27 protein-coding genes are annotated in these 25,702 nt (G+C 53.8%); 4 read left to right on the top strand and 23 right to left on the bottom strand.

Going from position 1 to position 25,702, the window contains the following annotated elements:
- Window positions 1-238 precede the first annotated feature (238 nt).
- The 15 genes from NST26_RS14440 to NST26_RS14370 all read right to left on the bottom strand — a co-directional run bounded on the left by NST26_RS14440 (window position 239) and on the right by NST26_RS14370 (window position 17,030).
- Complete coding sequence (locus tag NST26_RS14440; protein ID WP_340953266.1) at window positions 239-1,105, bottom strand: transglutaminase family protein; 867 nt, start codon at window positions 1,103-1,105, stop codon at window positions 239-241.
- The gene (locus NST26_RS14435) at window positions 1,102-2,055 is read right to left on the bottom strand and encodes an alpha-E domain-containing protein (RefSeq protein WP_036728865.1); all 954 of its coding nucleotides are present in this window, start codon (window positions 2,053-2,055) and stop codon (window positions 1,102-1,104) included. The genes NST26_RS14440 and NST26_RS14435 overlap by 4 nt, the downstream gene beginning before the upstream one ends.
- A 29-nt stretch (window positions 2,056-2,084) precedes the next feature.
- Window positions 2,085-3,548, bottom strand: coding sequence for a circularly permuted type 2 ATP-grasp protein (locus NST26_RS14430; RefSeq protein WP_340953267.1), 1,464 nt, complete (start codon window positions 3,546-3,548; stop codon window positions 2,085-2,087).
- Window positions 3,549-4,285: 737 nt separating this feature from the next.
- Window positions 4,286-5,278 (bottom strand): signal recognition particle-docking protein FtsY, encoded by a 993-nt coding sequence (gene ftsY, locus NST26_RS14425; protein WP_036728871.1) that lies wholly within the window; start codon window positions 5,276-5,278, stop codon window positions 4,286-4,288.
- 57 nt (window positions 5,279-5,335) lie between these two features.
- Window positions 5,336-8,905: a chromosome segregation protein SMC gene (smc, locus tag NST26_RS14420; protein WP_340979290.1), complete on the bottom strand. Its 3,570-nt coding sequence runs from the start codon at window positions 8,903-8,905 to the stop codon at window positions 5,336-5,338.
- Between the two features lie 207 nt (window positions 8,906-9,112).
- Window positions 9,113-9,817, bottom strand: coding sequence for a ribonuclease III (gene rnc / locus NST26_RS14415; RefSeq protein WP_036728876.1), 705 nt, complete (start codon window positions 9,815-9,817; stop codon window positions 9,113-9,115).
- A 14-nt stretch (window positions 9,818-9,831) separates the two neighbouring features.
- A complete protein-coding gene (gene fabF / locus NST26_RS14410; protein WP_076077808.1) occupies window positions 9,832-11,070 on the bottom strand; it encodes a beta-ketoacyl-ACP synthase II in 1,239 nt (412 codons plus the stop codon).
- 176 nt (window positions 11,071-11,246) lie between these two features.
- Complete coding sequence (acpP, locus tag NST26_RS14405; RefSeq protein ID WP_036694165.1) at window positions 11,247-11,480, bottom strand: acyl carrier protein; 234 nt, start codon at window positions 11,478-11,480, stop codon at window positions 11,247-11,249.
- Window positions 11,481-11,604: 124 nt separating this feature from the next.
- Window positions 11,605-12,354, bottom strand: a complete 750-nt coding sequence (fabG, locus tag NST26_RS14400; protein WP_036728883.1) for a 3-oxoacyl-[acyl-carrier-protein] reductase — start codon at window positions 12,352-12,354, stop codon at window positions 11,605-11,607.
- A 51-nt stretch (window positions 12,355-12,405) separates the two neighbouring features.
- Entirely contained in the window at window positions 12,406-13,329 is a 924-nt protein-coding gene (fabD, locus tag NST26_RS14395) for an ACP S-malonyltransferase (RefSeq protein WP_036728885.1), read from the bottom strand.
- Between the two features lie 113 nt (window positions 13,330-13,442).
- Complete coding sequence (locus NST26_RS14390; protein ID WP_155991613.1) at window positions 13,443-14,432, bottom strand: beta-ketoacyl-ACP synthase III; 990 nt, start codon at window positions 14,430-14,432, stop codon at window positions 13,443-13,445.
- An 8-nt stretch (window positions 14,433-14,440) separates the two neighbouring features.
- Window positions 14,441-15,430, bottom strand: a complete 990-nt coding sequence (gene plsX / locus NST26_RS14385) for a phosphate acyltransferase PlsX (protein ID WP_340953269.1) — start codon at window positions 15,428-15,430, stop codon at window positions 14,441-14,443.
- A complete protein-coding gene (fapR, locus tag NST26_RS14380; protein ID WP_036728893.1) occupies window positions 15,414-16,010 on the bottom strand; it encodes a transcription factor FapR in 597 nt (198 codons plus the stop codon). The genes plsX and fapR overlap by 17 nt, the downstream gene beginning before the upstream one ends.
- Before the next feature lie 274 nt (window positions 16,011-16,284).
- A complete protein-coding gene (gene rpmF / locus NST26_RS14375) occupies window positions 16,285-16,458 on the bottom strand; it encodes a 50S ribosomal protein L32 (protein ID WP_019911234.1) in 174 nt (57 codons plus the stop codon).
- Between the two features lie 50 nt (window positions 16,459-16,508).
- Complete coding sequence (locus tag NST26_RS14370; protein WP_339256369.1) at window positions 16,509-17,030, bottom strand: YceD family protein; 522 nt, start codon at window positions 17,028-17,030, stop codon at window positions 16,509-16,511.
- A 139-nt stretch (window positions 17,031-17,169) separates the two neighbouring features.
- Here NST26_RS14370 and NST26_RS14365 point away from each other — a divergent pair, with 139 nt between their 5' ends.
- Window positions 17,170-18,411, top strand: a complete 1,242-nt coding sequence (locus NST26_RS14365) for a tRNA(Met) cytidine acetate ligase (RefSeq protein ID WP_340958068.1) — start codon at window positions 17,170-17,172, stop codon at window positions 18,409-18,411.
- On the opposite strand, the gene NST26_RS14360 is transcribed toward NST26_RS14365, so the two are convergent.
- Window positions 18,398-19,438, bottom strand: a complete 1,041-nt coding sequence (locus NST26_RS14360; protein ID WP_340953270.1) for a SepM family pheromone-processing serine protease — start codon at window positions 19,436-19,438, stop codon at window positions 18,398-18,400. The two genes, NST26_RS14365 and NST26_RS14360, sit on opposite strands and share 14 nt — an antisense overlap.
- A 159-nt stretch (window positions 19,439-19,597) precedes the next feature.
- On the opposite strand from NST26_RS14360, the gene NST26_RS14355 reads away from it, so the two are divergent.
- Window positions 19,598-20,884 carry a nucleoside recognition domain-containing protein gene (locus NST26_RS14355; protein WP_340953271.1) on the top strand — a complete coding sequence of 429 codons (1,287 nt, stop codon included), beginning with the start codon at window positions 19,598-19,600 and terminating at the stop codon, window positions 20,882-20,884.
- On the opposite strand, the gene coaD is transcribed toward NST26_RS14355, so the two are convergent.
- From coaD to NST26_RS14335, 4 genes are all read right to left on the bottom strand, one after another.
- Complete coding sequence (coaD, locus tag NST26_RS14350; RefSeq protein ID WP_340953273.1) at window positions 20,856-21,374, bottom strand: pantetheine-phosphate adenylyltransferase; 519 nt, start codon at window positions 21,372-21,374, stop codon at window positions 20,856-20,858. The genes NST26_RS14355 and coaD overlap by 29 nt on opposite strands.
- Complete coding sequence (rsmD, locus tag NST26_RS14345; protein WP_339256361.1) at window positions 21,358-21,966, bottom strand: 16S rRNA (guanine(966)-N(2))-methyltransferase RsmD; 609 nt, start codon at window positions 21,964-21,966, stop codon at window positions 21,358-21,360. Before rsmD ends, coaD begins: the two co-directional genes overlap by 17 nt.
- Before the next feature lie 82 nt (window positions 21,967-22,048).
- The gene (locus NST26_RS14340) at window positions 22,049-22,237 is read right to left on the bottom strand and encodes a single-stranded DNA-binding protein (protein WP_143803648.1); all 189 of its coding nucleotides are present in this window, start codon (window positions 22,235-22,237) and stop codon (window positions 22,049-22,051) included.
- 94 nt (window positions 22,238-22,331) lie between these two features.
- Window positions 22,332-22,649, bottom strand: a complete 318-nt coding sequence (locus NST26_RS14335) for a hypothetical protein (protein WP_036728909.1) — start codon at window positions 22,647-22,649, stop codon at window positions 22,332-22,334.
- Window positions 22,650-22,837: 188 nt separating this feature from the next.
- Between NST26_RS14335 and NST26_RS14330 the strand changes: the two genes are divergently transcribed.
- Entirely contained in the window at window positions 22,838-23,413 is a 576-nt protein-coding gene (locus NST26_RS14330) for a hypothetical protein (RefSeq protein WP_339314037.1), read from the top strand.
- Window positions 23,414-23,547: 134 nt separating this feature from the next.
- Window positions 23,548-24,441: an S-layer homology domain-containing protein gene (locus NST26_RS14325; protein ID WP_339256355.1), complete on the top strand. Its 894-nt coding sequence runs from the start codon at window positions 23,548-23,550 to the stop codon at window positions 24,439-24,441.
- A gap of 89 nt (window positions 24,442-24,530) precedes the next feature.
- Here NST26_RS14325 and NST26_RS14320 read toward each other — a convergent pair whose 3' ends face one another.
- The 3 genes from NST26_RS14320 to NST26_RS14310 all read right to left on the bottom strand — a co-directional run bounded on the left by NST26_RS14320 (window position 24,531) and on the right by NST26_RS14310 (window position 25,667).
- A complete protein-coding gene (locus NST26_RS14320; protein WP_036728915.1) occupies window positions 24,531-24,782 on the bottom strand; it encodes a YjcQ family protein in 252 nt (83 codons plus the stop codon).
- Between the two features lie 176 nt (window positions 24,783-24,958).
- Window positions 24,959-25,093: a hypothetical protein gene (locus NST26_RS14315; RefSeq protein ID WP_268748465.1), complete on the bottom strand. Its 135-nt coding sequence runs from the start codon at window positions 25,091-25,093 to the stop codon at window positions 24,959-24,961.
- A 151-nt stretch (window positions 25,094-25,244) separates the two neighbouring features.
- Window positions 25,245-25,667 (bottom strand): hypothetical protein, encoded by a 423-nt coding sequence (locus NST26_RS14310; RefSeq protein ID WP_340953275.1) that lies wholly within the window; start codon window positions 25,665-25,667, stop codon window positions 25,245-25,247.
- Window positions 25,668-25,702: the final 35 nt, after the last annotated feature.

The following is a 25,702-nucleotide window of genomic DNA, read 5'->3' as shown; positions in this document are numbered from 1 at the left end:
GATGCTTGATTATAATCATGTTATGCAAAAAATTGCACAAGCCCAGTGCAACATGCACAGCCTATCCGCTGGATAAGCTCCTGCATATCTTGTCTGCAACAGCAAAAACCCCACATCTGCGGGGGCCTGCACTAAAAAGATAAGAATTAATATGCTTCGCGCTATAATGATCCTTATCTTTCTCGCTGAAACGGTACCGTCCTCTAAAAGGACGGCAATGCCGTTTCCACTTGCTCATTCAATTTTCCAGCTGCCGTACATCCACCTTAACCGTAAGCGTGCCCGCTGCTCCGCGGTATACGCCTTTGACCGGAACGATATCCTTATAATCCCGTCCATGTCCAAGCTTGATATACCGCCAGTTCACTTCAACATTATTGGTCGGATCGAAGCCCAGCCAGCCCGTACCCGGAATATGTGTCTCCACCCAGGCATGGGAGGCCTGTTCGAAGTTCGCATTGCCCCCCTGCAGATCCCCGACAAAATGGTACCCGCTCACATACCGCGATGGCAAGCCGACACTGCGGCAGACCGCAATCATCAGATGCGCATAGTCCTGGCAGACTCCGCGCTTGAGCATCAGTGCTCTTTTTACCGTAGTATTGACGCTTGTCGCCTCAGGATCGTACGTAAACTGCTCATAGATGGTGGACGACAGCTTCCGGGTCCATTCAAACATATCCTCTGCATCCTCAAAAGGATGCTGCGATGCAAATTCCACCAGCTCCGGCGTCACCTCGGTGTACCGGGTAGGCAGAATAAACTCTATATACCGGTTCTGAAACTTCTCGTCATTCAGCAGCTTCACCTGCTCCTCCAGCGGAATATGCGGGAGATCCGTGCCCTGCGCCTTGTCGAGCGTGACCACGGTCGCTTTGGTGTGAATCACCATTTCCGTGTGCGGCTTATTCACCGAATAGGCATGGACCCGGTTGCCGAAGAAATCCTCATAGGTTAGCAGATTGGCTGGCGGGTGCACCTCCACCTCATGGTGATAGCAGGATTGCCGGTAGTTCGTGCGCGGCGTCAGCCGGATCTCATTGACACTGTCCGTCACCGGCTCGGGGTAGCTGTAGGTGGTTGTGTGGTTGATTTGTATTTTCATACCGAGACTCCTTCACGGCGAAAAAAAGCACCGTCCATCGTTCTGCCGAGCCTCTGACAGGATATCATCAGTGACTCCAGCACATCCAGGGCCAGGTCCCCGGACATCTCATCCTTCTCCATATAATCCAGCTCCGCCTTGATCTTGCCCGCCTGCCGGATCACCTTCTCATGCCCCGAGCCCTTCTCTGTAGTGTCCAGCTCCAGCTTGGCCAGATGCTCCTCCAGCTTGTGGAACGAGAAGCGGATCGAACGGGGGAACAGCGGGTTCACGATCAGGAATTCCAGGATGCACTCCGGCGACATATCATCAGCATAATACCGGCGGAAGGACTGATATCCGCTCACCGATTTCAGCACGGCCTGAAGCTGGGTATAGATAGAATTGATATCCTTCGACTTGCAGGATACCGTGACAGTCTGCAGGATACGCGTCGTATTCTCTGCCCGCTCCAGAAACCGGCCGCTCTCGATGAAATGCCATTCATTGCCCCGGAGCATTACCGATTGCTCCGCGCCAAGGAACATCGCCGCCCGTTCCTTAACCTGCTGATAGAATTGATGGGGACCGCGCATGATATCCGCTACCGACTGCTCCCCGAGCCACAGGTTGAAGCCGTTGACAATATCCCACAGCTCACTCGGCAGATGCTGTCGCAGGGTGCGCAGATTATTCCTGGCCTGATGCACACAGGAGAATAGAGAATTGGTATTCCCCAGATCCAGCGTAATGAAGGATAATACATCCTGCTCGCTGAAGCTTTCGAACTGCCGCAGATATTCACTCCGTACCCCAAGCGCGTCAATCAGGCGCGACCACTTGTGGCCCTCTTCCTTGAAATCCTCTTCCTGCTGGATATGGTAATGTACGTCGATCAGCCGGGCGTGATTCTCAGCCCGTTCAATATAACGGCCGATCCAGAATAGAGCCTCCGCATTGCGATTCAGCATTCTAGCCACCCCTTTAACGTAGATAGTCTCTAGGCCATTACCCAGGTATCCTTCACTCCGCCGCCTTGGGAGGAGTTCACGACCAGCGAGCCTTCGCGCATCGCTACCCGGGTCAAGCCCCCTGGAATGACATGCGGCTTGCGGTCAGCCCCCATCAGCACAAATGCCCTCAGATCGATATGCCGCGGAGCCATACTGCCTTCTGACAAGACCGGTGCACGGGACAGCGACATAATCGGCTGGGCGATATAACGCTCGGGTTCGGCCAGTATTTTGAGCCGGAAGTCTATGAGCTCCTCCTTCGTCGCCTCACTCCCGATCAGCATGCCGTAGCCCCCGGAGAGAGACGTCTCCTTCACCACCATTTCAGATAGATGGTCCAGCACATACTGGCGCTCTTGCGGCCGTGACAGCAGATAGGTCGGCACATTGCCCAGAATCGGCTCTTCATTAAGGTAATAGCGGATCATATCCGGCACATACACATACATGGCCTTGTCATCGGCTACCCCGGTTCCGGGCGCATTGGCAATCGCGATATTCCCCGCCCGGTAGGCATTCATCAGACCTGCAACCCCCAGCAGCGAGCTGGGCTGAAAAGCAAGCGGATCAATGAAATCATCATCCAGGCGGCGGTACAGCACATCGACCTTGCGCAGACCGTTCATCACCTTCAGGTAGATTTTGTGGTCCTGCGCAACCAGGTCGCGGCCCTCAACCAGATGAATGCCCATCTGCTGCGCCAGAAAGGCATGCTCATAATAAGCCGAATTGTATTCCCCCGGTGTCAGCAAGGCAATGACCGGGTCTTTGGTCCGGGACGGGGACAGGCTGCGCAGCACGGAGAGGAAACGATTCAGACTGTGATCCACATCGCGGATCGAGCTGGCAAACGACAACTCAGGAAAAAGCTGATTCATGAGCGATCTGCCTTTGAACAGATACGAGAAGCCAGAGGGTGTACGCAGATTATCCTCAAGCACATAATACTCGCCGTCATGATGGCGGATCAGATCGATCCCTGAAGTGGTGATATACGCACCGCCGGGTACACGGAGTCCGGTCATTTCCGGCCGGAAATAACAGTTCGAAATAATCATCCGCCGCGGCACAATTCCGTCCTTCACAATATATTGCTCATGGTAAATATCATGAATGAACAGATTAAGTGCGGTAATCCGCTGCACAATCCCCGCCTCCAGCCGTTCCCATTCTCCCTTGGGGATAATGCGCGGAATCATATCGAAGGGAATCGTCCGCTCCATAGGCTGATCCTGTGCCGGGTTGTACAGTGTAAAGGTAATACCTTCTTCCATCATCCGACGCTGCATCAGCTTCTGCTTCTCTTGCAGCTCTTCGGGGCTCATCCCGGAAAACATGCGGTTCACATGCTTGTAATGAGGCCGGACGTTCCGTTCATCCGCATACATCTCATCATAGAAATGCTGCAGCGGATACGGAGACAGACCGGGCAAAGGATCTAGTTTGGACATGAGCCCGACTCCTCTCGGATCAGTATAATGTGTTATGTTTCTTAACAAATAAGTTCAAATTTTAAAAATTCACCACGAAAATATGATTTACTACCTTCATAATACGTAAATAATATTATCCATGTCAATATATATAACAGCAAAATGGAGTTTCTGAACCATCCTGCCGCTTTGGAATCGCTTCCTTTCTCTTATACTTGCTTTTGGGGGCGCTGCATGATGATTCCACATCCAATTGTATGCGGGGATGCTGACAAGCAGTACTATTATGAATTTTTCATATGATGTATTTTTAATATAATTTCAGCGTATTCTTTGAAACGCCAAAAGGGGAGTAAGCCGAAGGATGGTTATGTACTGGTGGAGGCTCCTTTCGGTAGAGGAGGATATGTCCGTGGCGGGGGATTCTGCGCGGGAAGCCAAGAAGCGGCAGCCCCGCAACAACAGGTGGACAAACGTATCTTAATTCTTCGATTTCTGAGGGATAGGGGAAAGCAAGCGGAAAAACTACAACTGCTAGTGTTAGTATCAGCCACATTGGCTGAAATGCGCTCAAATAATTGTTGTTTTTCCAACTCCTGCCCTAACAGAGACCTTTCTTTCATCAGCAAGTGGAGAAAGTCCAACTTTTTCCTCTTCCCCTCCCCTCTCAGCGAGTCCAATCCGTTCAACAAAAAACCTCCCCGGGAATATTTCATTCCAAAGGGAGGTTGCTTCGCAGCTATCTATTGTTGTGGTTATTCTTCCGAGTCCGCTTCTTCCGAGATCATGCCTGCGAACAGGGCATGCACGAACTGGTCGGAATCGAACGGCTGGAGATCTTCCATTTTCTCGCCCAGACCGACCAGCTTCACCGGCAGGTTCATTTCCTGGCGGATCGCGACCACGATTCCGCCCTTCGCCGTACCGTCCAGCTTCGTCAGTACCAGGCCGGTCACGCCGCTCTTCTCGCCGAACAGCTTGGCCTGGGTGAGCGCATTCTGCCCGGTGGTGGCATCCAGCACCATAAGCACCTCATGCGGGGCGCTTGGAATCTCGCGCTGAATGACACGGAAGATCTTGTTCAGCTCTTCCATCAGATTGCTCTTGTTCTGCAGCCGGCCTGCTGTATCGCAGATCAGCACATCCACACTGCGCTGCTTGGCAGCCTGAACCGCATCGAACATCACCGCTGCCGGGTCCGAGCCCGACTGCTGCTTGATCACATCCACTCCGGCACGCTTGCCCCACACCTCAAGCTGCTCAATGGCTCCGGCACGGAAGGTGTCGCCTGCCGCCAGCAGAACCTTCTTGCCTTCCTGCTTGTAGCGGTGCGCCAGCTTGCCGATGGTCGTCGTCTTCCCGACTCCGTTCACGCCGACGAACAGGATCACGGTAATGCCATCCGGATTCTCGTTCAGACTGTTGTCATCATCTCCGCGCAGCAGCTCCATCAGCTTGCGGGAGAGAATCGGCTGAAGCTCTGCCGCGTCCTCGATCCGCTTCTGCTTCACTTCGGCACGCAGCTCCTCTACCAGATTCATGACCGTATTCACGCCGACATCGGCGCCGATCAGAATCTCTTCCAGCTCCTCATAGAATTCTTCATCTATCTTTTTGCGGCGGATAATCAGATCCGAGACCTTCTCAACGAAGCCCTTGCGTGTTTTCTCCAGACCGTCGCGGAACTGTTTCGTTACGCTTTCCGTTTTACCGGAGATGCTGTCTTTCAGTTTTTTGAAAAAACTCATAGGCTTATGCTTCCTCCTAAAGGGTTATAGGGATCACTTCATGAATCCTGCGTCTAATTAAGCTATCTCTGCCTCTTCATCCTCCAGCCGCACGGATACGAGCTTGGACACGCCGCCTTCCTCCATCGTCACGCCGTAGAGTACGTCTGCTTCCTCCATCGTTCCCTTGCGGTGGGTCACTACGATGAACTGCGTCTGCTCCGAGAACTCGCGCAGGTACTGGGCGAAGCGCACCACATTGGCTTCATCCAGCGCCGCTTCCACTTCATCCAGCACGCAGAACGGCACCGGCTTGACTTGCAGAATGGCGAACAGCAGAGCCATCGCGGTTAAGGCGCGTTCTCCGCCGGAGAGAAGCTGGAGATTCTGCAGCTTCTTGCCCGGCGGCTGGGCAACGATATCAATCCCTGTATCGAGCATATGCTCAGGGTCCAGCAGCTGCAGATCTGCCCGCCCGCCGCCGAACAGCTTCGTGAACACCGTGCCGAACTCGCGGCGGATGGCATCGAAGGTCTGCTTGAAGCGCTTCGACATCTCCTCTTCCATCTCATGGATGACATGATACAGCGTTGTTTTGGCTTCCACCAGATCATCCTTTTGCCCGCTGAGAAAAGTATACCGCTCATGCACCCGCTGATACTCTTCTATCGCGCCAAGGTTGACCTCGCCCAGACCGGAGATGCTGCGCTTCAGACGCTGCACCTCCAGCTGTGCCGCAGGCACATCCTCCGGCACCGGATAACGCTGCTTCGCCAGCTCATAGCTCAGCTCGTAGTCATCGCTCAGCTTGCGGAGGATATTGTCCAGTTCTACATCCAGCCGGCCAACGGCAACCTCCGTGGAACGGAGCTTGTCTTCGACCGCCCGGAGCGCCTGACGCTGATCTTTGGTCTCGCCTTCGGCCAGCTCCAGCTTGCGCGAGATCGCCGCGCGGTCGGCACGGGCCAGGTCAAGCCTCGCAGACGTATCTTCCTTGCTCAGCCTCAGACTGTTGACCTCTTCCTTCTGCTTCACGGTCTCCCGTGCATTCTCTTCCAGATCCTGCTCGATGGTCATAAGCAGGCTGCGGCTCTGGCGCAGCTCCTTCTCCTGGGAGCCGGCGTCCTGCCTCATCCGGCGCCGCTGCTCCTCCAGCGAGAAGATCTCCTGATCCAGCTTGCCCTCCGTGACCTTCATCCCGGTCAGCTTGCCCTGCAGCTCTTCCTTGGCCGATTCATTCGCCTTGCGGTCCGACTCGGCACTGCGGATTGCTGCGTGCGCCTCCTGCTCTTCCTTCTCCAGCCGGGACAGCTCTGCTTCCGCCTGCTTGCGGGCCTCATCCAGCCCGCGTACCTCCTGCTCGAAGCCGCTGCGCTCCGCGCCCGCGCCCTCGACCTGCTCCTGCACATGCCGCAGCTCCTGCTCCAGCTGCTTCAGATCGCCGGATACGAGCTGTTCCTCCAGCCGCTTCTCATCACCGTCATGCCGCAGCTGCTCCAGCTTCTGGGAGCCTTTGTCCTGTTCAGCGCGCAAGCGGCTGATCCCCTGCTTCAGCTTGGCAATCTGCTGCTCACTCTCTTCAATCTCGCCGGAGAGCTGGTCAAGCTGACGCTTGCGGCTAAGCAGGCTGTTGTTCTTCTTATGCTGGCTGCCGCCCGTCATTGAGCCGCCTGCATTCACCACATCGCCTTCCAGCGTAACCACTCTGTAGCGGTATTGGCACTTGGCCGCAATGCGGTTCGCCTGCTCCAGACTCTCAGCGATTACGACATTGCCGAGCAGGCTTCCGATAATGCTTCCATACTTGTCTTCATAGCCGACCAGCTCCGAGGCGATACCGACAAACCCTTCAGCACCTTGAACCATGCTACGGTCACTGCCGGTAATCTGCCGGGGCCGGATCACATCAAGCGGGAGGAAGGTCGCCCGTCCGAGCTGACGCTGCTTCAGGAAAGCAATCGCCTGCCGGGACACCGCTTCATTCTCCATAACCACATGCTGCAAGGAAGCGCCCATGGCGGTCTCAATCGCCATTTCCAGCTTCTCGGGAACGGAGATCAATTCGGCAACTGCCCCGTGTACACCGCTTAGCTGTCCTTTGCGCGCGCCCTTCAGCACCTCTTTGACCCCAAGCATGAAGCCGTCAAAATCATCCTGCATTTCCTTCATCGTCTCATGCCGGGACACCTGGGCTTCGCGCTTCTGCTCCCATTTTCGCAGGCCGCTCTGCGTCTCTTCGAGCAGCTTCTGCCGTTTGCCGGTCTGTTCGCTCTCCGTAATGTACGCACCGCGCAGCAGCCCGATTTCCTTGCCTAGCGCAGCAATCTTATCCTTCAGCCCGCTCTGTGCAGAGACCAGCTCCTCCAGCCGCGCTGTCCACTTGCCGCTCTCTTCCTGGCTGCGGCTCATCCGCCGCTCCAGGCTCTCCTTCTGCTGATCCGCATAGCGGATCTCGTTGCGCGCCTGGGCCATCAGGTTCATCAGCTCAAGCAGAGCGCTCTTCAGCTTCTCTTCCTTGCTCTGGCTGATGCCTCCGGCCACACCCTGCAGCTTCGATTCCTCATCCGCCAGCTGTGCCCGCAGCTCCGCAAGCGTCTGCCTGGTCTGCTTCAGCTTATGCTCAAGCTCCGCCAGCTCACGCTGCCGCCCCTCAGAGCGTTCGCCTACAGAACCCAGAGTCTGCATGAGCTGTTCCCGGTTCTGCTCCAGATTCCTGCGGCGCTCCTTCAGCAGCTCTCCGTAGCCTTCGCTCTTCTCGTTGGCTTCGCTGCTGCGCAGCAGCTGTTCCTGCAGCTTCTCCACTTCCTGCTCCAGATTACGCAGCTCCGCCCGGCCGCTCTCCAGCTTGGCATCATGGGCAGAGACTATAGTGGACAGCTCCAGCTGCTCCGTCTTAAGCACCTCCAGGCGGGCGTTGCCCTCCTGCCAGGATGTATGTATGCCTTCGATCTGATGCACATATACCGAAATCTCCAGATGCTTTAGCTGCTCCCGCAGCTCCTTGTATCTTATCGCCTTCTCGGACTGGTCCTTCAGCGGTCCCACCTGATCCTCCAGCTCGCTGATCAGGTCATGAATCCGCAGCAAATTCTGCTCGGTCTCATCGAGCTTGCGGCCGGCATCCTTTTTGCGTGACTTATATTTAACAATACCTGAAGCCTCTTCAAAGATCCCCCTCCGGTCTTCCGAACGGGTACTGAGAATCTCTTCAATCCGGCCTTGTCCGATAATCGAATAAGCTTCACGGCCGATACCGGTATCCATGAACAGCTCCGTAATATCCTTCAGCCTGCAGGCCTGCTTATTGATCAGATATTCACTGTCGCCGCTGCGGTGGACACGCCGGGTCACGGTCACCTCGCTGAAATCCAGCGGCAGCACATGATCCTCATTATCCAGCGTCAGCGAGACCTCACCATAGTTGACCGCCTTGCGGGCATCACTTCCGGCAAATATAATATCCTCCATCTTGCCGCCGCGCAGGGATTTGGCACTCTGCTCCCCAAGCACCCAGCGGATGCCGTCGGATATGTTACTTTTTCCGCTGCCGTTCGGGCCGACTACAGCCGTTATTCCGCGCACAAATTCCATCTCTGTTTTGTCGGCAAATGATTTGAAGCCTGCTAATTCAATCCGTTTCAGAAACATAACTCGCTACTCACCTCTGACCCATTATACCATAGTGTTTCCTTGCCAAAACAACCCCATAAAGTGGTGCACCTGCTTCGATATTTACCCCAAAACATATCATTTCTGATCTTTCGAAAAAGAGCAGCAAAAGTCTGACTTCCGCCGAACCGCCGGCATTCAGACCATTGCTGCTCTACTCCGCATTTCAGATGTTCATATGTGCATTCAGGCACCATCTTCCTTCAGAAGCAATAACGCCGCTGCCGCTGCCTGCTGCTCCGCTTCCTTCTTGGAGCGGCCGCTGCCGCTGCCGAGTGAACGGCTGGCCATATATACTTCTGAGACGAACTCACGCTCATGCGCCGGTCCGCGTTCTTCAATAATCCGATATTCCAGCGTACCCATCCCATGATGCTGTATCAGTTCCTGAAGCTCTGTCTTGAAGTCGCTCATCTGCATTTGCAGCTTACCGTCGGTTTCCACCAGCGGAAATACGTGATTATCCAGGAATCTCCGGGCTGTCTCCAGTCCCTGATCGAGATAGAGCGCTCCCACGAAGGCTTCGAACACATCAGCCAGCAGAGCCGGGCGGGTACGTCCGCCCGTAAGCTCTTCCCCTTTTCCCAGCAGTACATACCGCCCGAAGCCCAAGGTCTCGGCGAACCGGACCAGTGACGGCTCACAGACAATCGCAGCACGCAGCTTGGTCAATTCTCCCTCGGGTCTGTCCGGGAGCAGATTATACAGATATTCGGACACCGTCAGCTCAAGCACCGCATCACCCAGGAACTCCAGGCGCTCGTTGTCCTGATGCTGATTGAACCGGTGTTCGTTCACATACGATGCATGGGTGAAAGCCTGCTTCAGAAGTACAGGATCGTGAAATTGGATTTGAAGTTGACTTTGTAACTGCTTCAGGTCTCCTTTCACTGCACTGTCTCCCCTTACTTATTATATTTTTTGAGAATAACGGTCGCGTTATGTCCCCCGAATCCGAAGGAATTCGACATCGCGATATTCAGCTCCGCCTGACGTGGCACATTCGGAACATAGTCCAAATCGCAATCCGGGTCAGGGTTGTCCAAATTGATGGTAGGGGCAATCATACCCTTCTGCAGGGACAACCCGCAGATAATCGCTTCCACCCCGCCGGCAGCGCCAAGCAAGTGGCCTGTCATCGATTTGGTTGAGCTGATCGCAACCTTGTACGCATGCTCTCCAAGCGCCTTCTTCACAGCGGCTGTCTCGGATTTATCGCCTACCGGTGTAGATGTACCATGCGCATTGATGTAGTCGATATCCTCAGGATGAATACCGGCATCACGGATCGCCATCTTCATGCAGCGCGCTGCACCGTCAGGATCAGGCTCCGTCATGTGGTGGGCATCGGCGCTGAGACCGTATCCGATGACTTCGGCATAGATCTTGGCTCCGCGCTTCTCGGCGTGTTCCAGGGATTCGAGAATCAGGATTCCCGCACCCTCGCCCATAACAAAGCCATCACGGTCCACATCAAACGGGCGGCTGGCCTTCTCCGGCTCGTCATTGCGGGTAGACATGGCTCTCATTGCACAAAAGCCTGCCATTCCTGTAGGACGAATGGTGGCTTCCGCACCTCCGCAGATCATCGCATCCGCATCACCGCGCTGGATCAGACGGAAGGATTCCCCGATGGAGTGGCTGCCTGTTGCACAAGCGGTCACTGTCGTTGTATTCGGTCCCTTGGCCCCGAGATTGATCGACAGCTGGCCGGAGCCCATGTTGGCAATCATCATCGGAATGAAGAACGGGCTGACCCGCTTCGGGCCTTTTTCGAGCAGCAGGTTGTGGTTATCTTCCCATGTGCCGAGGCCGCCGATTCCAGAGCCGACAGATACCCCGATCCGCTCTGCATCGATATCTTCACCAATCGTAAGTCCGCTGTCCTTCAGCGCATCTTCACCGGCAGCAACTGCGAATTGTACGAACCGGTCCATCTTGCGGGCTTCCTTGCGGCCGAAGCGTGCTTCCGCATCGAAATCCTTGACCGAGGAAGCAATTCTTGTTGGATATTCACTGACATCAAAAGCTTCAACCAGGGATACTCCGGACTTGCCGCTCATGAGGCTATCCCAGAACGTCTCAAGATCCTTACCCAGCGAAGTCATTACACCCATACCAGTTACAACTACTCTATGATTCAAACATAATCACCCCGTCTATAGGCTGTGTACCTCTACAATGTGTAAACGCAAACATACCAGATGTCTATATAAACTGCAGTCGCCGCAGGATTAGTTAATCTGCGGTTCTGTTATTATCACTGTAAAATGAGGAGAAGTCCCGCCCTGGCAGGAACGGGACCCTCAATCATATGACTCTAGGTATGAGATTGTATGTACTTCACAACTTCACCCACGGTCGTAATTCTCTCTGCATCTTCATCAGAGATTTCCATGTCGAATTCATCTTCCAATTCCATTACCAATTCTACAACATCAAGAGAATCAGCACCTAAATCATCTTTGAAAGACGCTTCTAATGTTACCTCTGCTTCATCGGCACCTAAGCGGTCGATGACAATGCGTGTTACACGCTCCAATACATCGGACATCCGGTTCACCTCCTCTTTTGGTATTATACGAGATATGAAGTCAAAATACCATAGAGCATAAAAAACGCTGCCCTGGCCGCCTCTGTCCATCTTCACCCGTAACGATCTAACGCCCTGCGAAGCCTTACATGTACATTCCGCCATCCACATGAAGCGTCTGGCCTGTCATGTAAGCTGCCCCTTCCGAAGCCAGGAATACCGCCGCATTCGCAATGTCCTCCGCCCGCCCAAGCTCTCCCAAAGGAATCCCCTTGATCAGCTCGCTGCGAACCTCATCGGACAACTCGCGGGTCATGTCGGTATCAATGAAGCCTGGTGCGATGCAGTTCACTGTGATTCCACGTGAAGACAGCTCGCGGGCCGCAGACTTCGTCATGCCGATTACCCCTGCCTTGGCAGCGGTATAGTTCACCTGTCCGGGATTCCCCGTCACGCCCACAACCGAGGAAATATTGATGATCCGGCCATAACGCTGCTTCATCATCGGGCGGGTTACTGCCTTCAGGCAGTTGAAGACGCCCTTCAGATTCGTCTCAATGACCTGATCGAATTCTTCCTCTTTCATACGCATGATCAGATTGTCCCGGGTAATGCCCGCATTGTTCACCAGGATATCGATTTTCCCCCAGGTCTGGATAACCTCTTTGACCAGGTTCTCAGCATCACTGCTGCGGCCGACATTCCCCTGCAGAGCGATTCCTTCCGAGCCCAGCTCGTGAATCCGGGCCACGGTCTCTTCAGCCGCCTGAAGGCTGCCGGAATAGTTCACCGCGACCTTCACGCCATGAGCAGCGAGTGCCAAGGCAATGCTGCGGCCGATCCCCCGGGACCCTCCGGTTACAAGGGCGGTCTGACCTTTTAGTGCTGCAAACATGCTATGTTGTCCCCCTTCGATAATCATGCGGCTGCGGTTAGGCCAAGCTGCTTACCAGCCAGCCTGCACGCTCTCCAGACTGTTGATATTCACAACCTTGACCTTCCTGTCAATCTTGCGGATCAGGCCGGCCAGCACACTGCCGGAGCCAATCTCTACAAAAGTATCTACACCTGCGCCAATGAGCCATTCCACGCTATCCTGCCAGAGTACCGGAGAATATACCTGTTCTACCAGCAGCTTGCGGATTTCTTCAGGGTCTGTCACCGGAGCAGCGGTGACATTGACCACTACCGGCATAGCAGGAGCATTGAAGGTTACCTTCTCGAGCTCAGCAGCCAGCCGCTCAGCCGCACCCTTCATTAATGAGGAGTGGAACGGGCCGCTAACCTCCAACGGAATCGCCCGTTTGCCCCCGGCTTCCTTCACACGCTTGACCACCTCATCTACACCGGCTACGGAACCGGACACCACAATCTGTCCCGGACAATTGACATTCGCCAGTTCAACGGGAGTACCCGCTGCTGTAATACTGCGGCATAATTCCGTAAGCGCCTCACGGTCTGCTCCAAGCACCGCTGCCATAGCCCCCTGTCCTCCGGGAACTGCTTCTTCCATGAATTGTCCGCGCAGGCGGACCAGCCTTACAGCATCTTCATAGGACAGCACACCGGCTGCCACAAGAGCGCTATATTCGCCAAGACTGTGGCCTGCCACATAATCCGGCGTAACCTGGAGGCCGCTTAGCGCTTCCAGATAAGCCACACTGGCTGTAACCAGTGCCGGCTGCGTGTTCACCGTCTGCTTAAGCTCGCTGTCCGGCCCTTCAAATACAAGCCCGCTCAGCGGAAACCCAAGCACCTCGTCACCCTTTTCAAAGATTGCACGGCTCTGAGGCAATGCTTCATATACATCCTTACCCATACCGATTGCCTGTGCACCCTGACCGGGAAAGACAAATGCGATTTTGCTCATGAGGGTTAAAGCTCCTTCCCGTTAGCTGCAGCTCCGCCGGGCACATAACGCCTGAGAAGAGCTGCATCGTTGCTATTATTAATTCCGATTATTCACTAGTAATGCCCCGATTCTTACCAGATCAGCACAGAAGCGCCCCAGGTAAGTCCGCCGCCGAAGCCGACCATAAGCACTGCATCGCCTGCCTTCATCCGGCCTTCCTCGGCTGCTTCTACAAGCGCCAGCGGAATGGAGGCAGCGGAGGTATTCGCGTATTTATCAACGTTGACTACAACCTTCTCCGGCGGCAGATCCAAGCGCTGCATAGCGGATTGAATAATCCGGATGTTGGCCTGATGCGGCACGAACAAGTCAATATTCTCCTTAGACAATCCCGCCTTGGTAAGCACACGCTCCGTAGCCGATCCCATGACGCGTACTGCGAACTTGAAGACCTCGCGGCCATTCATATAGATGAAGTGCTTCTTGTCTTCTACGGTCTGCTGGGAAGCCGGGAGACGTGAGCCGCCCGCTTCCAGATTAAGCAGGCTGCCGCCAGAGCCTTCCGCTCCAAGATCGAAGGACTGGAAGCCGCGTCCTTCCGGAACCTCGCCGACGATTACCGCACCGGCACCGTCACCGAACAGCACGCAGGTATTGCGGTCTGTATAATCTGTAATGCGCGACAACGTATCTGCACCGATCACCAGCGCATTGTTATACATTCCATTCTGGATAAAGCCCGTGGCTGTAGCCAGACTGTAGACGAATCCGGAGCAGGCTGCCGACAGGTCAAAGGCGGCTGCGTTCTTAGCCCCCAGCTTGTCCTGAAGAATGCAGGCAGTGGATGGGAAAGCACTGTCAGGTGTAACTGTAGCGACAATAATCAGATCGAGCTCCTCGGCCTTCATGCCTGCGGATTCCAGTGCCTTCAGGGCCGCTTCATAGGCCAGATCAGAGGTAGCCTGCTCCGGGGCCGCAATATGCCGTTCCCTGATTCCTGTGCGGCTGACAATCCATTCATCATTCGTTTCGACGATCTTCTCCAGATCGCTGTTGGTTAATATTCTCTCAGGCACATATTTCCCAGTCCCAATAATTCCTACCGGACGTAATTGTCTCATGTCTTCACTCACTTCCCGCTAATTTCCTTCGATATACTAGGCACCAGATCCGCCTTCAGGGCAATCCGTGCCTGTCTTACCGCATTCTTCACCGCATTGCCGTCGGACGAACCATGCCCCTTGACTACCAGGCCGCTAAGACCAAGCAGCGGCGCTCCGCCATGTTCCTTATAATCCATCTTGCCCTTCAGGCTTCTAAGCTCCGGCATCAGGATCGCCGCCCCCAGCTTCGTCTTAAGCGATTTGCTGAACTGCTCCTTCAGCAGAGAGAACATTGCGCCGGCTGTTCCTTCCAGCGTCTTCAGAAGTATATTACCGGCGAAGCCGTCACAGACCAGCACATCGCAGCTTCCGGTGAGCACATCCCGCGCTTCTACATTGCCGACAAAATGAATGCCCTGCAGCGCCTCCAGGAGCGGATAGGCTTCCTTGGTCAATTCATTGCCTTTGCCCGGCTCCGTCCCGACGTTCAGCAGGCCTACCCGGGGCTTCGCAATGCCGTGCACTTTGTTGCGGTATATACTGCCGATCTGGGCATACTGTGCCAGATGCTGCGGCTTGGCATCCATATTGGCGCCAAGATCCAGGGCCAGCACACCGACATCATCCAGCGTAGGAATCATCGGAGCCAGCGCAGGCCGTTCGATCCCTTCCATTCTTCCGACTACCAGAAGTCCTGTAGTCATCAAGGCTCCGGTATTCCCAGAGGAGATCATGGCATCGGCCTCACCCTCGCGGACCATCCGTCCGGCTACGACCATGGATGAGTCCTTTTTGCGGCGGACCGCCTTCACCGGCTCTTCATCCGAACCGATCACATCCCCCGCATGACGTACGGTAACGTTAGAAGGCTTAGTCTTCAGCAGCGGCTCAAGCCGCGCTTCATCACCGACCAGTATGATCTCTATGTCCTTCCACTCCGCAGCCGCTGCCAGCGCGCCTTCCACGTTACATTCAGGAGCATTATCCCCGCCCATGGCATCAATGGCGATCCGCACTCCGGTTTCCCCCTTCGCTGTACTCTTCAGTTGCTGAACGATACACTATAAAATGGCCTTGAAATACCAGCTCTTCTCCGACATATGTAAATACATCCACTTCAGCTTTGCCGTTCCGGCCCGCAAGTGAGCGCACCTGCGCCTTGGCAATGCATTTCTCACCCAGCCGGACCATGCGCACAAACCGGATGTCGGCCGAAGCCGTTAAGGCAATCTCATCATTAATTATGGCTACTGCCAGCGAATTCGCCTGGCCGAAGACGTAGTGCCCACGGGCAATCCCGTTGCGGGAGAACACATGCTCATCGCGGATCTCGAAGATCGAAATCCCGCTCTTGTCCAGCTGCAGATCCACAATATCACCGACCACTTCATCAGCTGGCAGGGAACGCACCTGATCATAGGAATGTTCCGCCATCTGCTTCATCCGCTCACGCAGCTCGGGAATCCCCAGCTCCAGCCGGTCCAGCCGGATCGTCTGGATACTCACCTTCAGCTGGCGGGTCAATTCCCGGTCCGTTACAAACGGGTTCCCTTCTATTATAGCCAGCAGCTGCTGCTGACGTTCCTTCTTGGACATCCGCTCGATAGCGGCTCACCTCCCGGCACAGGCCTGATGTGCAGCTTTCCGGCCCGTAAGAGTGGCCGCTGTAATCATATCTCTCTGTTCTACCTTATCAATTAGAACCAGGTACTAATATGTAGTATAAAGCATGCCGGCGCAAAAATAAAGCTTTGGCTTGAAAAGCGCCTGAAAACCCGCGCAGCGCAAGGCATATAAGCTCTGCCCCAGCTTTATTTTCACATAAAAATAGCACTCCACCGGCAGATGAAGTGCTACTCTTATGTGCAAACTATTGTTTGATGATTTCTCTTGCTTTGTATGTTCCGCAAACTTTACATACGTGGTGAGCAAGCTTCAGCTCTCCGCATTGTTCGCATTTCACCATACCTGGAACAACCAGTTTAAAGTGAGTACGACGCTTGTCACGGCGAGTCTTGGACGTTCTGCGTTGTGGTACTGCCATTGTTAGACACCTCCTGATTTTGTTGTAACCCAATTCCTCGGGATTTGTTCTTAGTCATCTTGCTTGGTAAAGAATCCTTTCAACGCAGCGAGTCTTGGATCGATCACTGTGTTGTCGCAACTGCAGGTGCCTTCGTTCAAGTTCTGTCCGCATTTCTGACAAAGACCAAGACAGTCTGCCTTGCACAATACCGAATCCGGTAAGTGCAGTACGAAATTTTCTTCCACATACGGGATAAGATCCACAATCTCATCTTTGATGTAAATGAGTTCCTCATCTTCATCTTCCGGAAGAATTGGCTGCTTAAGCCACTTGAAGGTCTCAGCGAAAGGAATGTTCAGCTTACTCTTGACCTCAACGAGACAACGTGAACATAACATGTCCACTTCTCCGTTCAGTGTTCCCACCACGTTCACACTATCGGTTCCCGCGGGCAGCGCTTTAAGGTCTACTGAGAGTGGTGCAACAGCAAGTATATCCTTGCGCCCTGTGACAACCCCGCTGACATCCACAACTTCGTGGAGGACCAGAGGCTCGTCGGCATTCGCTAATTTGCGAAAGTGAATGTTCATCGTTATCACTCCAAACAAACAAAATTTATTATACCTATTATTCCCTGAGTTTGTCAACCATTTTCCCTTTATATTGTTTCAGGGAGCGTGACAATTTATGATATACAATATATCTTCCAGAATGGGGCGTGAAGCAACTGTGGCAACTGTAGGTATTATAGCCGAATATAACCCTTTACATAACGGACATGTCCATCATTTCACCGAGGCCAAAAGAATATCGGGAGCGGACCGTTCCGTTGTCATTATGAGCGGACCGTTCACCCAGCGCGGCGAGCCGGCGGCGGTCAGCAAGCGCGCCCGTACCGAGATGGCGCTGCACATGGGCGCCGATCTGGTCATTGAGCTGCCGGTGGCGTACGCCGTCCAGCCGGCGGAATGGTTCGCCTTCGGAGCGGTGTCCCTGCTGGAGGCGACCGGCGTCGTCGACAGCCTGTGCTTCGGCTCCGAAGCAGGCACTTTGGGCGCACTGCTCCCTCTGGCCGGCTTCCTGGCCGAAGAGAGCAGTGCGCTTAAGGAGGAGATCCGCGCGCGCCTCTCTGAGGGCGCGGGATTCCCCGCCGCCTACAGCGCAGCGGCGGCGGCGGCCTGGAAGGCCTCTTTCCTGGGAGAGGAGAAACCGGAAGATGCCGAAAGTATATTGCGGCAGCCCAACAACAGCCTCGGCCTGCACTACCTGATCGCGCTACGGCGGCTGGGCAGCGCGATCAGGCCCTTGACCGTGCCGCGTACCGGCGCGGGCTTCCACGACCCGCTGGAGGGCGGGTCGGCCATTGCGAGTGCAACAGCCATCCGCAGGCTGCTGCAGGAGGGCGGATCACCGGCGGCTTACATGCCGGAGTACGCCCTGTCCATCCTGGAGCGGGAGCGTGACGCAGGCCGGGGCCCGGTAGGGCTAGAAGACTTCGCCGGGCCGCTGCGCCATGTGCTCTATACGCGCTCCGCTGCGGAGCTGCACACGCTGCAGGATATGAACGAGGGCCTGGAGAACCGGCTGCTCCGCGTCCTGCATCAGCTGGACAAGTTCACAGTCGGCGGCCTGCTGCAGGAGCTTAAGAGCAGACGGTATACCCTTACCCGGCTCCAGCGTCTGCTGCTTCACACCCTGCTGAACCACAGCAAAGCAGAGCTGTCCCCCTCCGTCCTCTCCCGGGGTCCCGGCTACATAAGAGTTCTTGGCTTCCGCGAGAGCGGCCGGGAGCTGCTGAAGCAGATGAAGCAGACAGCGGCGCTTCCGGTGATTACAAGCCCTGCCCGGTGCACCCATCCCATGCTGGAGCGTGACCTCCAGGCGGCTGCTGTGTTCGCCGGGGCTTATGCCGACCCGCTGCGCAGCGATCTGTACAGTGATTATCTCGAGCCGCCGGTCAGGATCTGCTGACCGGCAGCTCCTCCATGTATTTCAGGGCATCGGGTAGGGTTGAGACAGGAACCAGCTTCATATTCGTGCCGATCTGATCCGCTTTTGCCTTGGCCTCGTCGTAGTTCTTAAGCGGAACGAAGAAGATCTCCGCCCCCTTGCGGTCGGCCGCTACAATCTTATGCTTCACACCGCCGATTGGCCCCACGTTCCCCTCCGGATCTATCGTACCCGTGCCTGCTACCTTCCGGCCCTTAGTGAGATCCCCCGGCGTAAGCCGGTTGTAGATTTCCATGGTGAACATCAGACCGGCAGAGGGTCCGCCCACGTTAGTATCCACGAAGCTGACGGCTTTGCCTTCCTGCTTAGGCTCCACTTTTTGAACCGCACCAATAACGACTCCAAAGCCCGGCCGGGCAACCGCAGCTTCTTTATCCTTGACCCCCACCAGCTTGACCTGCTCCTTGATCTCTTTGCCGTTACGCTGGAGCGATACCTCCACGCTATCTCCAATCTGATGAACCGACAGCAATTTGGACAGCGCGGCCGGATCGGCTGCCTTTTGTCCGCCTACACTGATGATTTTGTCCCCCGGCTTGAACCGGTCCTGATTAGCAGTCTCTGGTACCGAGAACACATACAGATAATCCACGACATCCTCATAAGGTACACCTGCCGCATGATAGGCCGCCTGCACGGCATAGGACTGCGAACTATTCATATAGAATACCTGCTCCGCAGCATATTCCTGCTCTGTCTTATCCTGCAGGCGGGTTTCTTTCAATACTACCTCGGCATTCGAGTTGAACACAGAGGCGATTAGAAGAGCCACATTCGCATAGCTTGCAGAGACCGTGGTCATCATGAAGGTTCCTTGCTCCTGCGGATCGGCATTCTCAACCTTGATCATCGGTGCCACCTCGGAGGCGCTTCCCGGCTGATATACAATGTAAGGCGTGTTCATAAAGACCACAACATAGAGAATGACCACGAATGAAAATAAATAGGCTGAAGCGCGGATGCCTACCCGGCGTTTGTACTGCCTCAAGTCTCTTCCCCTTCTTTCCTGCGGATGATGCCCCGGCACTTAGAATGTGGTACCTTAGCCTGAAGCTTGACTCCGGCTGTGGCATGATGGTTGTCTCCCCTGCATAAATTGATAACAAGATCTGCCCATGTCCTAAGCTATGAAGAGGGGATAACTCTAATGATAAACTTTAGATTCAGACGCTTCCTGTCGGGTTCAGCTCCCTTTGTACCCGGGGCTGCAGCCATTCTGCTTGCTATAGCGATTGTCATCGCACCCGAAGCCTCCTTCAAGGCTTCACTTACGGGCCTTACGCTCTGGTGGACCCTGGTCTTTCCGGCGCTACTGCCCTTCCTGATCCTCTCAGAGATGCTGAGCGCATCCGGCTTCGTGCATGGTATCGGCGTCCTGCTGGAGCCACTGATGAAGCGTTGCTTCCGGCTTCCCGGGGCGGGCGGCTGGACGCTGGTGCTCGGCCTTACCGCCGGCTTCCCGGCAGGAGCCGGAGGAGTGATGCAGCTGCACAAGCAGGGGGACATTACGGACAAGGAGGCCGGACGGCTGGCGGCTATCGTGCATTATGCCAGTCCGGTCACACTGCTTATTGTAGTCGGGACAGCATTCCTGCACAGTCCAGCCGCCGGGTATGCCCTGCTGGCCATCCACTGGCTGTCAGGGATAGCCGCAGGTATTCTATCCGCCTGCTTCAATGGCTCCCGTAAGATAACCTCACCTATTCCGCTTCCGCAAGCTCTTCCGCAAGTTCCGCAAGAAAGTGATTCCAGCCTGACGGGCAGCCGCCCCCGCAGCAAAAAAGCATCCTTGCCCCGGCGTATCCATCAGGCAGCAGCGGATGCCCGGTCAAGGGATGGACGGGGCTTCGGCAAGGTGCTCGGTGAATCCGTATCCTCCGCCGTACAGAGCCTGATGATTGTAGGCGGCTATATGATTATGTTCGCAGTTGTTGTAAGTATTGTTACCAGACTGTTGCCATGGCTGCCGAATCTGGTTACAGCAAGCATGCTTGAGATTCATCTCGGAGCCCGGTCAATGACTTCAGCCACAGCAGGACTTGAAGGTTTTCTAATAGGCGGTCTTCTTGGCCCGGCACTGCTGTCGGCCAGCCTGGCCTGGAGCGGCATTTGCGCCCAGCTCCAGGCACTGACTGTGCTGAAGGCAGCGAATGTCCGCTTCCTTCCGTTCACCGCAGTCAGGCTGCTGCATGGACTATTTGCCTTTGCGTTCACGCTCCTGCTGTGGACACCGCTGCTCCATATTCAGTCTGCGGTGCTGCCCGTTCTAGCCGGCTCACCCCCGGCCGTACAGCTGCAAGACATAGGCACTTCACTGAGAATATGGACTCTGGCCCCACAAATCTTGGGACTTCAGACCCTGCTTGTTATGCTGCTGCTGTTGCTGTCTGCTGCCGTGAAGCTGTTTACTTCAAGCCGCCGTCCATCCGGCTGAACTTCAGCTTCATGGCCTGCTCCACCTCAGGGGTTACAAAATCCGAGACCTTCCCGCCGAAGTGGGCAATCTCCTTCACCACACTGGAGCTAAGGTAGGAGTATCTCGGATTAGTCATCATAAATATAGTTTCCGCTTCAGGGTCAAGGTTATGATTAATGGAAGCATTCTGCAGCTCATATTCAAAATCCGTAACGGTCCGGATTCCCCGGACAATAACCTGCGCATCTTTTTGCCTCAGATAGTTAACCAGGAGATCACGGAAGCTGTCCACTTCAACATTCGGTATATCCGCTGTCGCCTGGCGCAGAAGCTCTGTCCGTTCCTCGACCGAGAACAACGGATTCTTGCTCAGGTTGTTCAGCACCGTCACAATCAGCCTGTCGAACTGCTTGGCGGCCCGGTGAATAATATCCATATGTCCCAGCGTAACCGGATCGAAGGTTCCCGGATAGATAGCGACACGTTCTTTTCTAATTTGCAGACTCATCATTAACCTCCTTGCCGCTTGCGGCAGCCTCTGGAACAGCAGCTTCATACCGGTAGATAGAGATCGTAACCTCTCCATAGACAGATTGCTTCGTTCTAACGAACCCCGGTATATCCTCGGGATAGGTATATCCCGATTCATGCTCCAGCACGATCACTGCATCAGGGTTCAGCAGCAGCTTGTCCGCCAGCGTAACCATCAGCTCGTCTCCATGCTTCATACGGTAAGGCGGGTCCAGAAAAACAAGATCAAATGCTCTCCCCCGCTTCCCGAGTGCACCAAGCGCTCTTCCCGCATCATTGCGGTAGACCTCAGCCTGCGCTTCCAGCCGGGCCGCCTTCAGGTTCGCACGCACCGTGTCAATCGCCTTCTGTTCCATGTCCACAAACACCGCAGCTTCCATCCCTCTGCTTAGGGCTTCAATTCCCAGGCCTCCGGTACCGGCATACAAATCAAGCACCGTACCTCCTTCAAAATAAGGCCCGATCATACTGAATAACGCTTCCTTCACTTTATCGGTAGTAGGCCGTGTGCCATTGCCTGGAACACTTTTAAGCGGCCTGCCTTTTGCACTTCCCGATATGACTCTCACCGATCATCCACCTGCTTTTTAGCTTTTGTCTCTACATTACTATGCCGTTACAGGGCATAAGTCCAAGCCTATAGTACCACAATTATTCCATGAAATAAAAAGATTGTCCGACTTTGTCACAATGCGGAGCAGAAGAATATTCGCAAGCAAATGTATAAAACTCCCGCATCCGGGTCATCCTGTAATTATCGACATCACAAAATGTCGTAGACAACCGCGGAGCAGGCTTACGTTTCCCCATAAGCTCTTCGTCCGGTTTCTCCTCTCCCATGAAAGAGGCTCCCGAAAGGGAGCCTCGATTTTTGTTTTACGCAAAAAAAGCCCCCGCCTTGAAATCAAGATACGTGGGCTTGCTGTGTATATAGTTATATAATCCGCTTCAGCTTGGCTTCCTGCTCAATGGAGCGCGCTGAGAGAAGTTCGATAATTCTGTGCTGATTCTCCAATAAAGACTCCACGTTGATGAGCCGCTCGTTTGTTTCCAGCACAGCACGTTTAATCTGTTCCTGATCTTGCATCATTGTTTGCAGATCTTGTTTCATTGTTTGCTGATCTTGTTTCATGTTCTGCTGCTCTGTCTCTATTCGATCCAAACGCTCGTTGACGGTTCCTAATTCCGCCTTAACGGGCTCCAATTCTTCGCGAAAAACGGATCTTAATACCTGCACCAAATCATTATCCATGTGCTCCGCTCCTTCAAACTTAATATATAGATTGTACCAGAATCCAATTTATTATTCTACATCATTTGACCTTGTCGATCTTGACAAATATACATATCTATTAGTCACATTAGCGAATAAATTCAATCCGTCCGGACAAGGTTACATATATAGTATAGGAATATCAGATAGATTCAGGAGGAACCACTATGAAGAAGTCCTTGTATAAAAAGATGTCATCCCTCGCCCTAGTCATCCTATTCAGCGGTGCCATTGGACTGACCGCAGGCTGCAACACTTCGGCTAATCAGGCCACCCCAACTCCCGCCGGGACAGCACAGCCGACAGCAGCGCAACCCACGTCAGCACCAGCCACTGAACCCTCCACCGGGAAGGCGTCCGTGAACTGGGAATCTGCGATCCAGCAAATCGCGACTACGGATACGGAGGCCACGCAAAAAGCAGATGCCGCGGAAGTTTTGGCGAAATCGTACACTCCGTCGGCTGTGGAGCTTAAGGATTTTGAATCCCAGATCGTGGAGGAGTACACCGCCGGGAATTATCTCGCGCATAGCGAGGATGCCGGATACATGCTGACGAACCTGTTCAAGGCTACCGTTGTTGAGCGCAATCACCCTGACGGTGAGGCTATTAAGAAGTTTGCCTTTGACTTTTATCAGAACACTAAGAATGTCTTCCGCGGAATTGATGCTGTGGACAGCGAAGCCGTACAATCGAATGAAACGCAGATGGACAAGGCGTTGTCGGAGATTACAACCAAGTAAACCTCCTTATGTCTCCGGCATGGGACCTCCCGTATTTATTGACAATTCAGGAATGATGGTGATACCGTTCATTAGGGTAAGGGAGCTTAGGGCTCCCGCATTCATCATAAGAATTCAATTGATCAGGAGGTCCCATGTTCAAAAAAACAATCCTTTTCCCCGTCATCAGCATGATGCTTCTCAGCTCTGCCCCGTCTTCATCCGCAAGTGCGCAAAGCTTGTACTCCGATGTCAACGAGCAGAAATATTCCTGGGCGATGGAATCCATTCTTTTCATGACGGATAACGATGTGCTAAAAGGGTATTCCGACGGCACCTTTAAACCTGAAGCAACGGTTACCAAGGCCGAGTTCTCCGTTATGCTCTACCGTCTATTCGATAAATACCGACCCAATGTAAAGCCCTTATTTTATGAACAAAAAGTCACCAGCTACCTTGATGTCCCCAAAGATCACTGGGCCTACAAAGAAATATCTGAGCTATACAATTCCTCTGCGGTCAGCGGCGGCGGGATTTCCCAAAACCCTTCAACAGGCAAGTATACCTTCCAACCTGAAGCCCGGCTGACACGGCTCAAGCTAACGTCTATGCTCTACCAATTATTCGCTGAAGATTTCGACAAGGGTACGAATACCGATGATCCTGACAAAGAGTTATACCAGCGGTTAAGTAAATTCAAGGATATTCCCTTGAGAAAATTCAATACTCAGAATGCTATGGATCAATACATGGATACAGAAAGAGCAAGGGCCGGCACCAGATGGGATACATACATACCCGGGGATGAGCTCTCCCCAGCGATTTTTTATACATACCAAAATGGATCTATCTCGCTAATTGGAGATTTCACCTTTCTGCCGGTTTACGCCATTGCAGCGATGGACTCCCAAAGGATTATTACAGCCGATTCCCGTGGATACTACAGACCGCTCGCCCCTGTTACCCGGGCAGAACTGGCAACGATTCTGGACCGCGTCTATCTGTTGTTTGAGAAGAAAGGGATTCTGCAAAAATACAGCAATAAATAGCCTTAAGCGTTGATTCATCAAGCAGGGACCCTAGTCAACAAAAATAGCCCGGCCTCTTACAGTGCCGGGTAATGACATCTATTTTCCGATCAAATTCGGCCGGACTCCTTCAATAAAATAAAATCATGACCACGCCGGGTCAATTTGATGTCAGTAGTTCTGACTGTCACGATCCCGCTGCCTGACCGGGAGATCTTAATATTCTCCACCATCCGGCTGTCGATAAGCTCCTCCATAATATCGGCGAAGGCCTCGGCTTCGAGTTCCATTACCTCCTGATTAACCGCCTGTTCCGCTTCAATCCGCTTGAGGATGGCATATATCTTTTCCTTCTCTTCCATCGTACACCTCTTTCATGCCAGCACTAATTGCCCTGAAGACAATGACCTCTATTATCGCACATCCATTCGGGGCAAGGCGAATTTAAATTTACCGTCATGCAGCATAGCTTGTCCATCCTGCATCTGCAACAAGCGCAGTCCCGGATTGCCGGGACTGCGCTGACTGATTGGATCTCCTAGTAGAAGCAGGCACTCAGAATAATAACGAGCAGGATATAAAGAACCAGAATCGCACCTGTAGATGTCCAGGGACCTACTCCACACGTATTCACGCCGCCTACATTGCCACCGTATCCGCAATCTGCACCCATGAGATTACCTCCTTCATAATGTTGACTACAGAACAGCATATGAGCCGGTTGCCTCATCAGATTGGGCGAAACGGACATAATTTGGGGCGTATGTACAAGGGCATCCTGCCCGCCCTCCTTGCGGGCAGCCCAGGATGTCCCATGCTATTGCTTAATCGGATACCAGAATTCCATCGAAGCTCTCCGGACCTACACGGACTGTACCCAGAAGGTTCGAACTGACAAACGCAGTATACGTTAACTGCGGAGTAATTGTCGGAAGGAAATCATCTGCAGAGAATGTGATAATCTGTGGAGCCAGAACACTAAGATTGAAGGTAGAGGTGGCGGAATAGACCAGCGGGTCAGTGGGTAGTGTTCCTCTAACAATTGTTACAGTTATGCCTAGCAGCGCAAGCGGAAGCTGCAACGAAATGGTTCCTTTTAGTATTACGCGAGGGTTCGTGCCTACCCCTGCAGTGATCAGCCCAATTTGCCCGAACAGCTGCGGAGTATTAATTACTAGGATAGGTATTGCAATAGAGTTAGCAAAACTAGCATTCTGCGAGGTTCTTCCATCAACATAAGTTCCCATATCAAGCACCTCCTTTCTTCTTAATTAATATATTC

Source organism: Paenibacillus sp. FSL R7-0128 (genome assembly GCF_038002245.1).
In the GTDB taxonomy this organism is placed as follows: Bacteria; Bacillota; Bacilli; order Paenibacillales; family Paenibacillaceae; genus Paenibacillus_AQ; species Paenibacillus_AQ silagei.
Note: the sequence above shows the minus strand (reverse complement) of the source record. Positions and strands in the feature narration are given on the sequence as shown.

What these genes read in the sequence shown, in the direction of transcription:
- NST26_RS14440 (WP_340953266.1), bottom strand. Translation starts at nt 1,105, where the DNA reads ATGAAAATACAAATCAACCACACAACCACCTACAGCTACCCCGAGCCG.
- NST26_RS14435 (WP_036728865.1), bottom strand. Translation starts at nt 2,055, where the DNA reads ATGCTGAATCGCAATGCGGAGGCTCTATTCTGGATCGGCCGTTATATT.
- NST26_RS14430 (WP_340953267.1), bottom strand. Translation starts at nt 3,548, where the DNA reads ATGTCCAAACTAGATCCTTTGCCCGGTCTGTCTCCGTATCCGCTGCAG.
- ftsY (WP_036728871.1), bottom strand. Translation starts at nt 5,278, where the DNA reads ATGAGTTTTTTCAAAAAACTGAAAGACAGCATCTCCGGTAAAACGGAA.
- smc (WP_340979290.1), bottom strand. Translation starts at nt 8,905, where the DNA reads ATGTTTCTGAAACGGATTGAATTAGCAGGCTTCAAATCATTTGCCGAC.
- acpP (WP_036694165.1), bottom strand. Translation starts at nt 11,480, where the DNA reads ATGTCCGATGTATTGGAGCGTGTAACACGCATTGTCATCGACCGCTTA.
- fabG (WP_036728883.1), bottom strand. Translation starts at nt 12,354, where the DNA reads ATGTTTGCAGCACTAAAAGGTCAGACCGCCCTTGTAACCGGAGGGTCC.
- fabD (WP_036728885.1), bottom strand. Translation starts at nt 13,329, where the DNA reads ATGAGCAAAATCGCATTTGTCTTTCCCGGTCAGGGTGCACAGGCAATC.
- NST26_RS14390 (WP_155991613.1), bottom strand. Translation starts at nt 14,432, where the DNA reads ATGAGACAATTACGTCCGGTAGGAATTATTGGGACTGGGAAATATGTG.
- fapR (WP_036728893.1), bottom strand. Translation starts at nt 16,010, where the DNA reads ATGTCCAAGAAGGAACGTCAGCAGCAGCTGCTGGCTATAATAGAAGGG.
- rpmF (WP_019911234.1), bottom strand. Translation starts at nt 16,458, where the DNA reads ATGGCAGTACCACAACGCAGAACGTCCAAGACTCGCCGTGACAAGCGT.
- NST26_RS14370 (WP_339256369.1), bottom strand. Translation starts at nt 17,030, where the DNA reads ATGAACATTCACTTTCGCAAATTAGCGAATGCCGACGAGCCTCTGGTC.
- NST26_RS14355 (WP_340953271.1), top strand. Translation starts at nt 19,598, where the DNA reads ATGATAAACTTTAGATTCAGACGCTTCCTGTCGGGTTCAGCTCCCTTT.
- coaD (WP_340953273.1), bottom strand. Translation starts at nt 21,374, where the DNA reads ATGAGTCTGCAAATTAGAAAAGAACGTGTCGCTATCTATCCGGGAACC.
- NST26_RS14340 (WP_143803648.1), bottom strand. Translation starts at nt 22,237, where the DNA reads ATGGGAGAGGAGAAACCGGACGAAGAGCTTATGGGGAAACGTAAGCCT.
- NST26_RS14335 (WP_036728909.1), bottom strand. Translation starts at nt 22,649, where the DNA reads ATGGATAATGATTTGGTGCAGGTATTAAGATCCGTTTTTCGCGAAGAA.
- NST26_RS14330 (WP_339314037.1), top strand. Translation starts at nt 22,838, where the DNA reads ATGAAGAAGTCCTTGTATAAAAAGATGTCATCCCTCGCCCTAGTCATC.
- NST26_RS14325 (WP_339256355.1), top strand. Translation starts at nt 23,548, where the DNA reads ATGTTCAAAAAAACAATCCTTTTCCCCGTCATCAGCATGATGCTTCTC.
- NST26_RS14320 (WP_036728915.1), bottom strand. Translation starts at nt 24,782, where the DNA reads ATGGAAGAGAAGGAAAAGATATATGCCATCCTCAAGCGGATTGAAGCG.
- NST26_RS14315 (WP_268748465.1), bottom strand. Translation starts at nt 25,093, where the DNA reads ATGGGTGCAGATTGCGGATACGGTGGCAATGTAGGCGGCGTGAATACG.
- NST26_RS14310 (WP_340953275.1), bottom strand. Translation starts at nt 25,667, where the DNA reads ATGGGAACTTATGTTGATGGAAGAACCTCGCAGAATGCTAGTTTTGCT.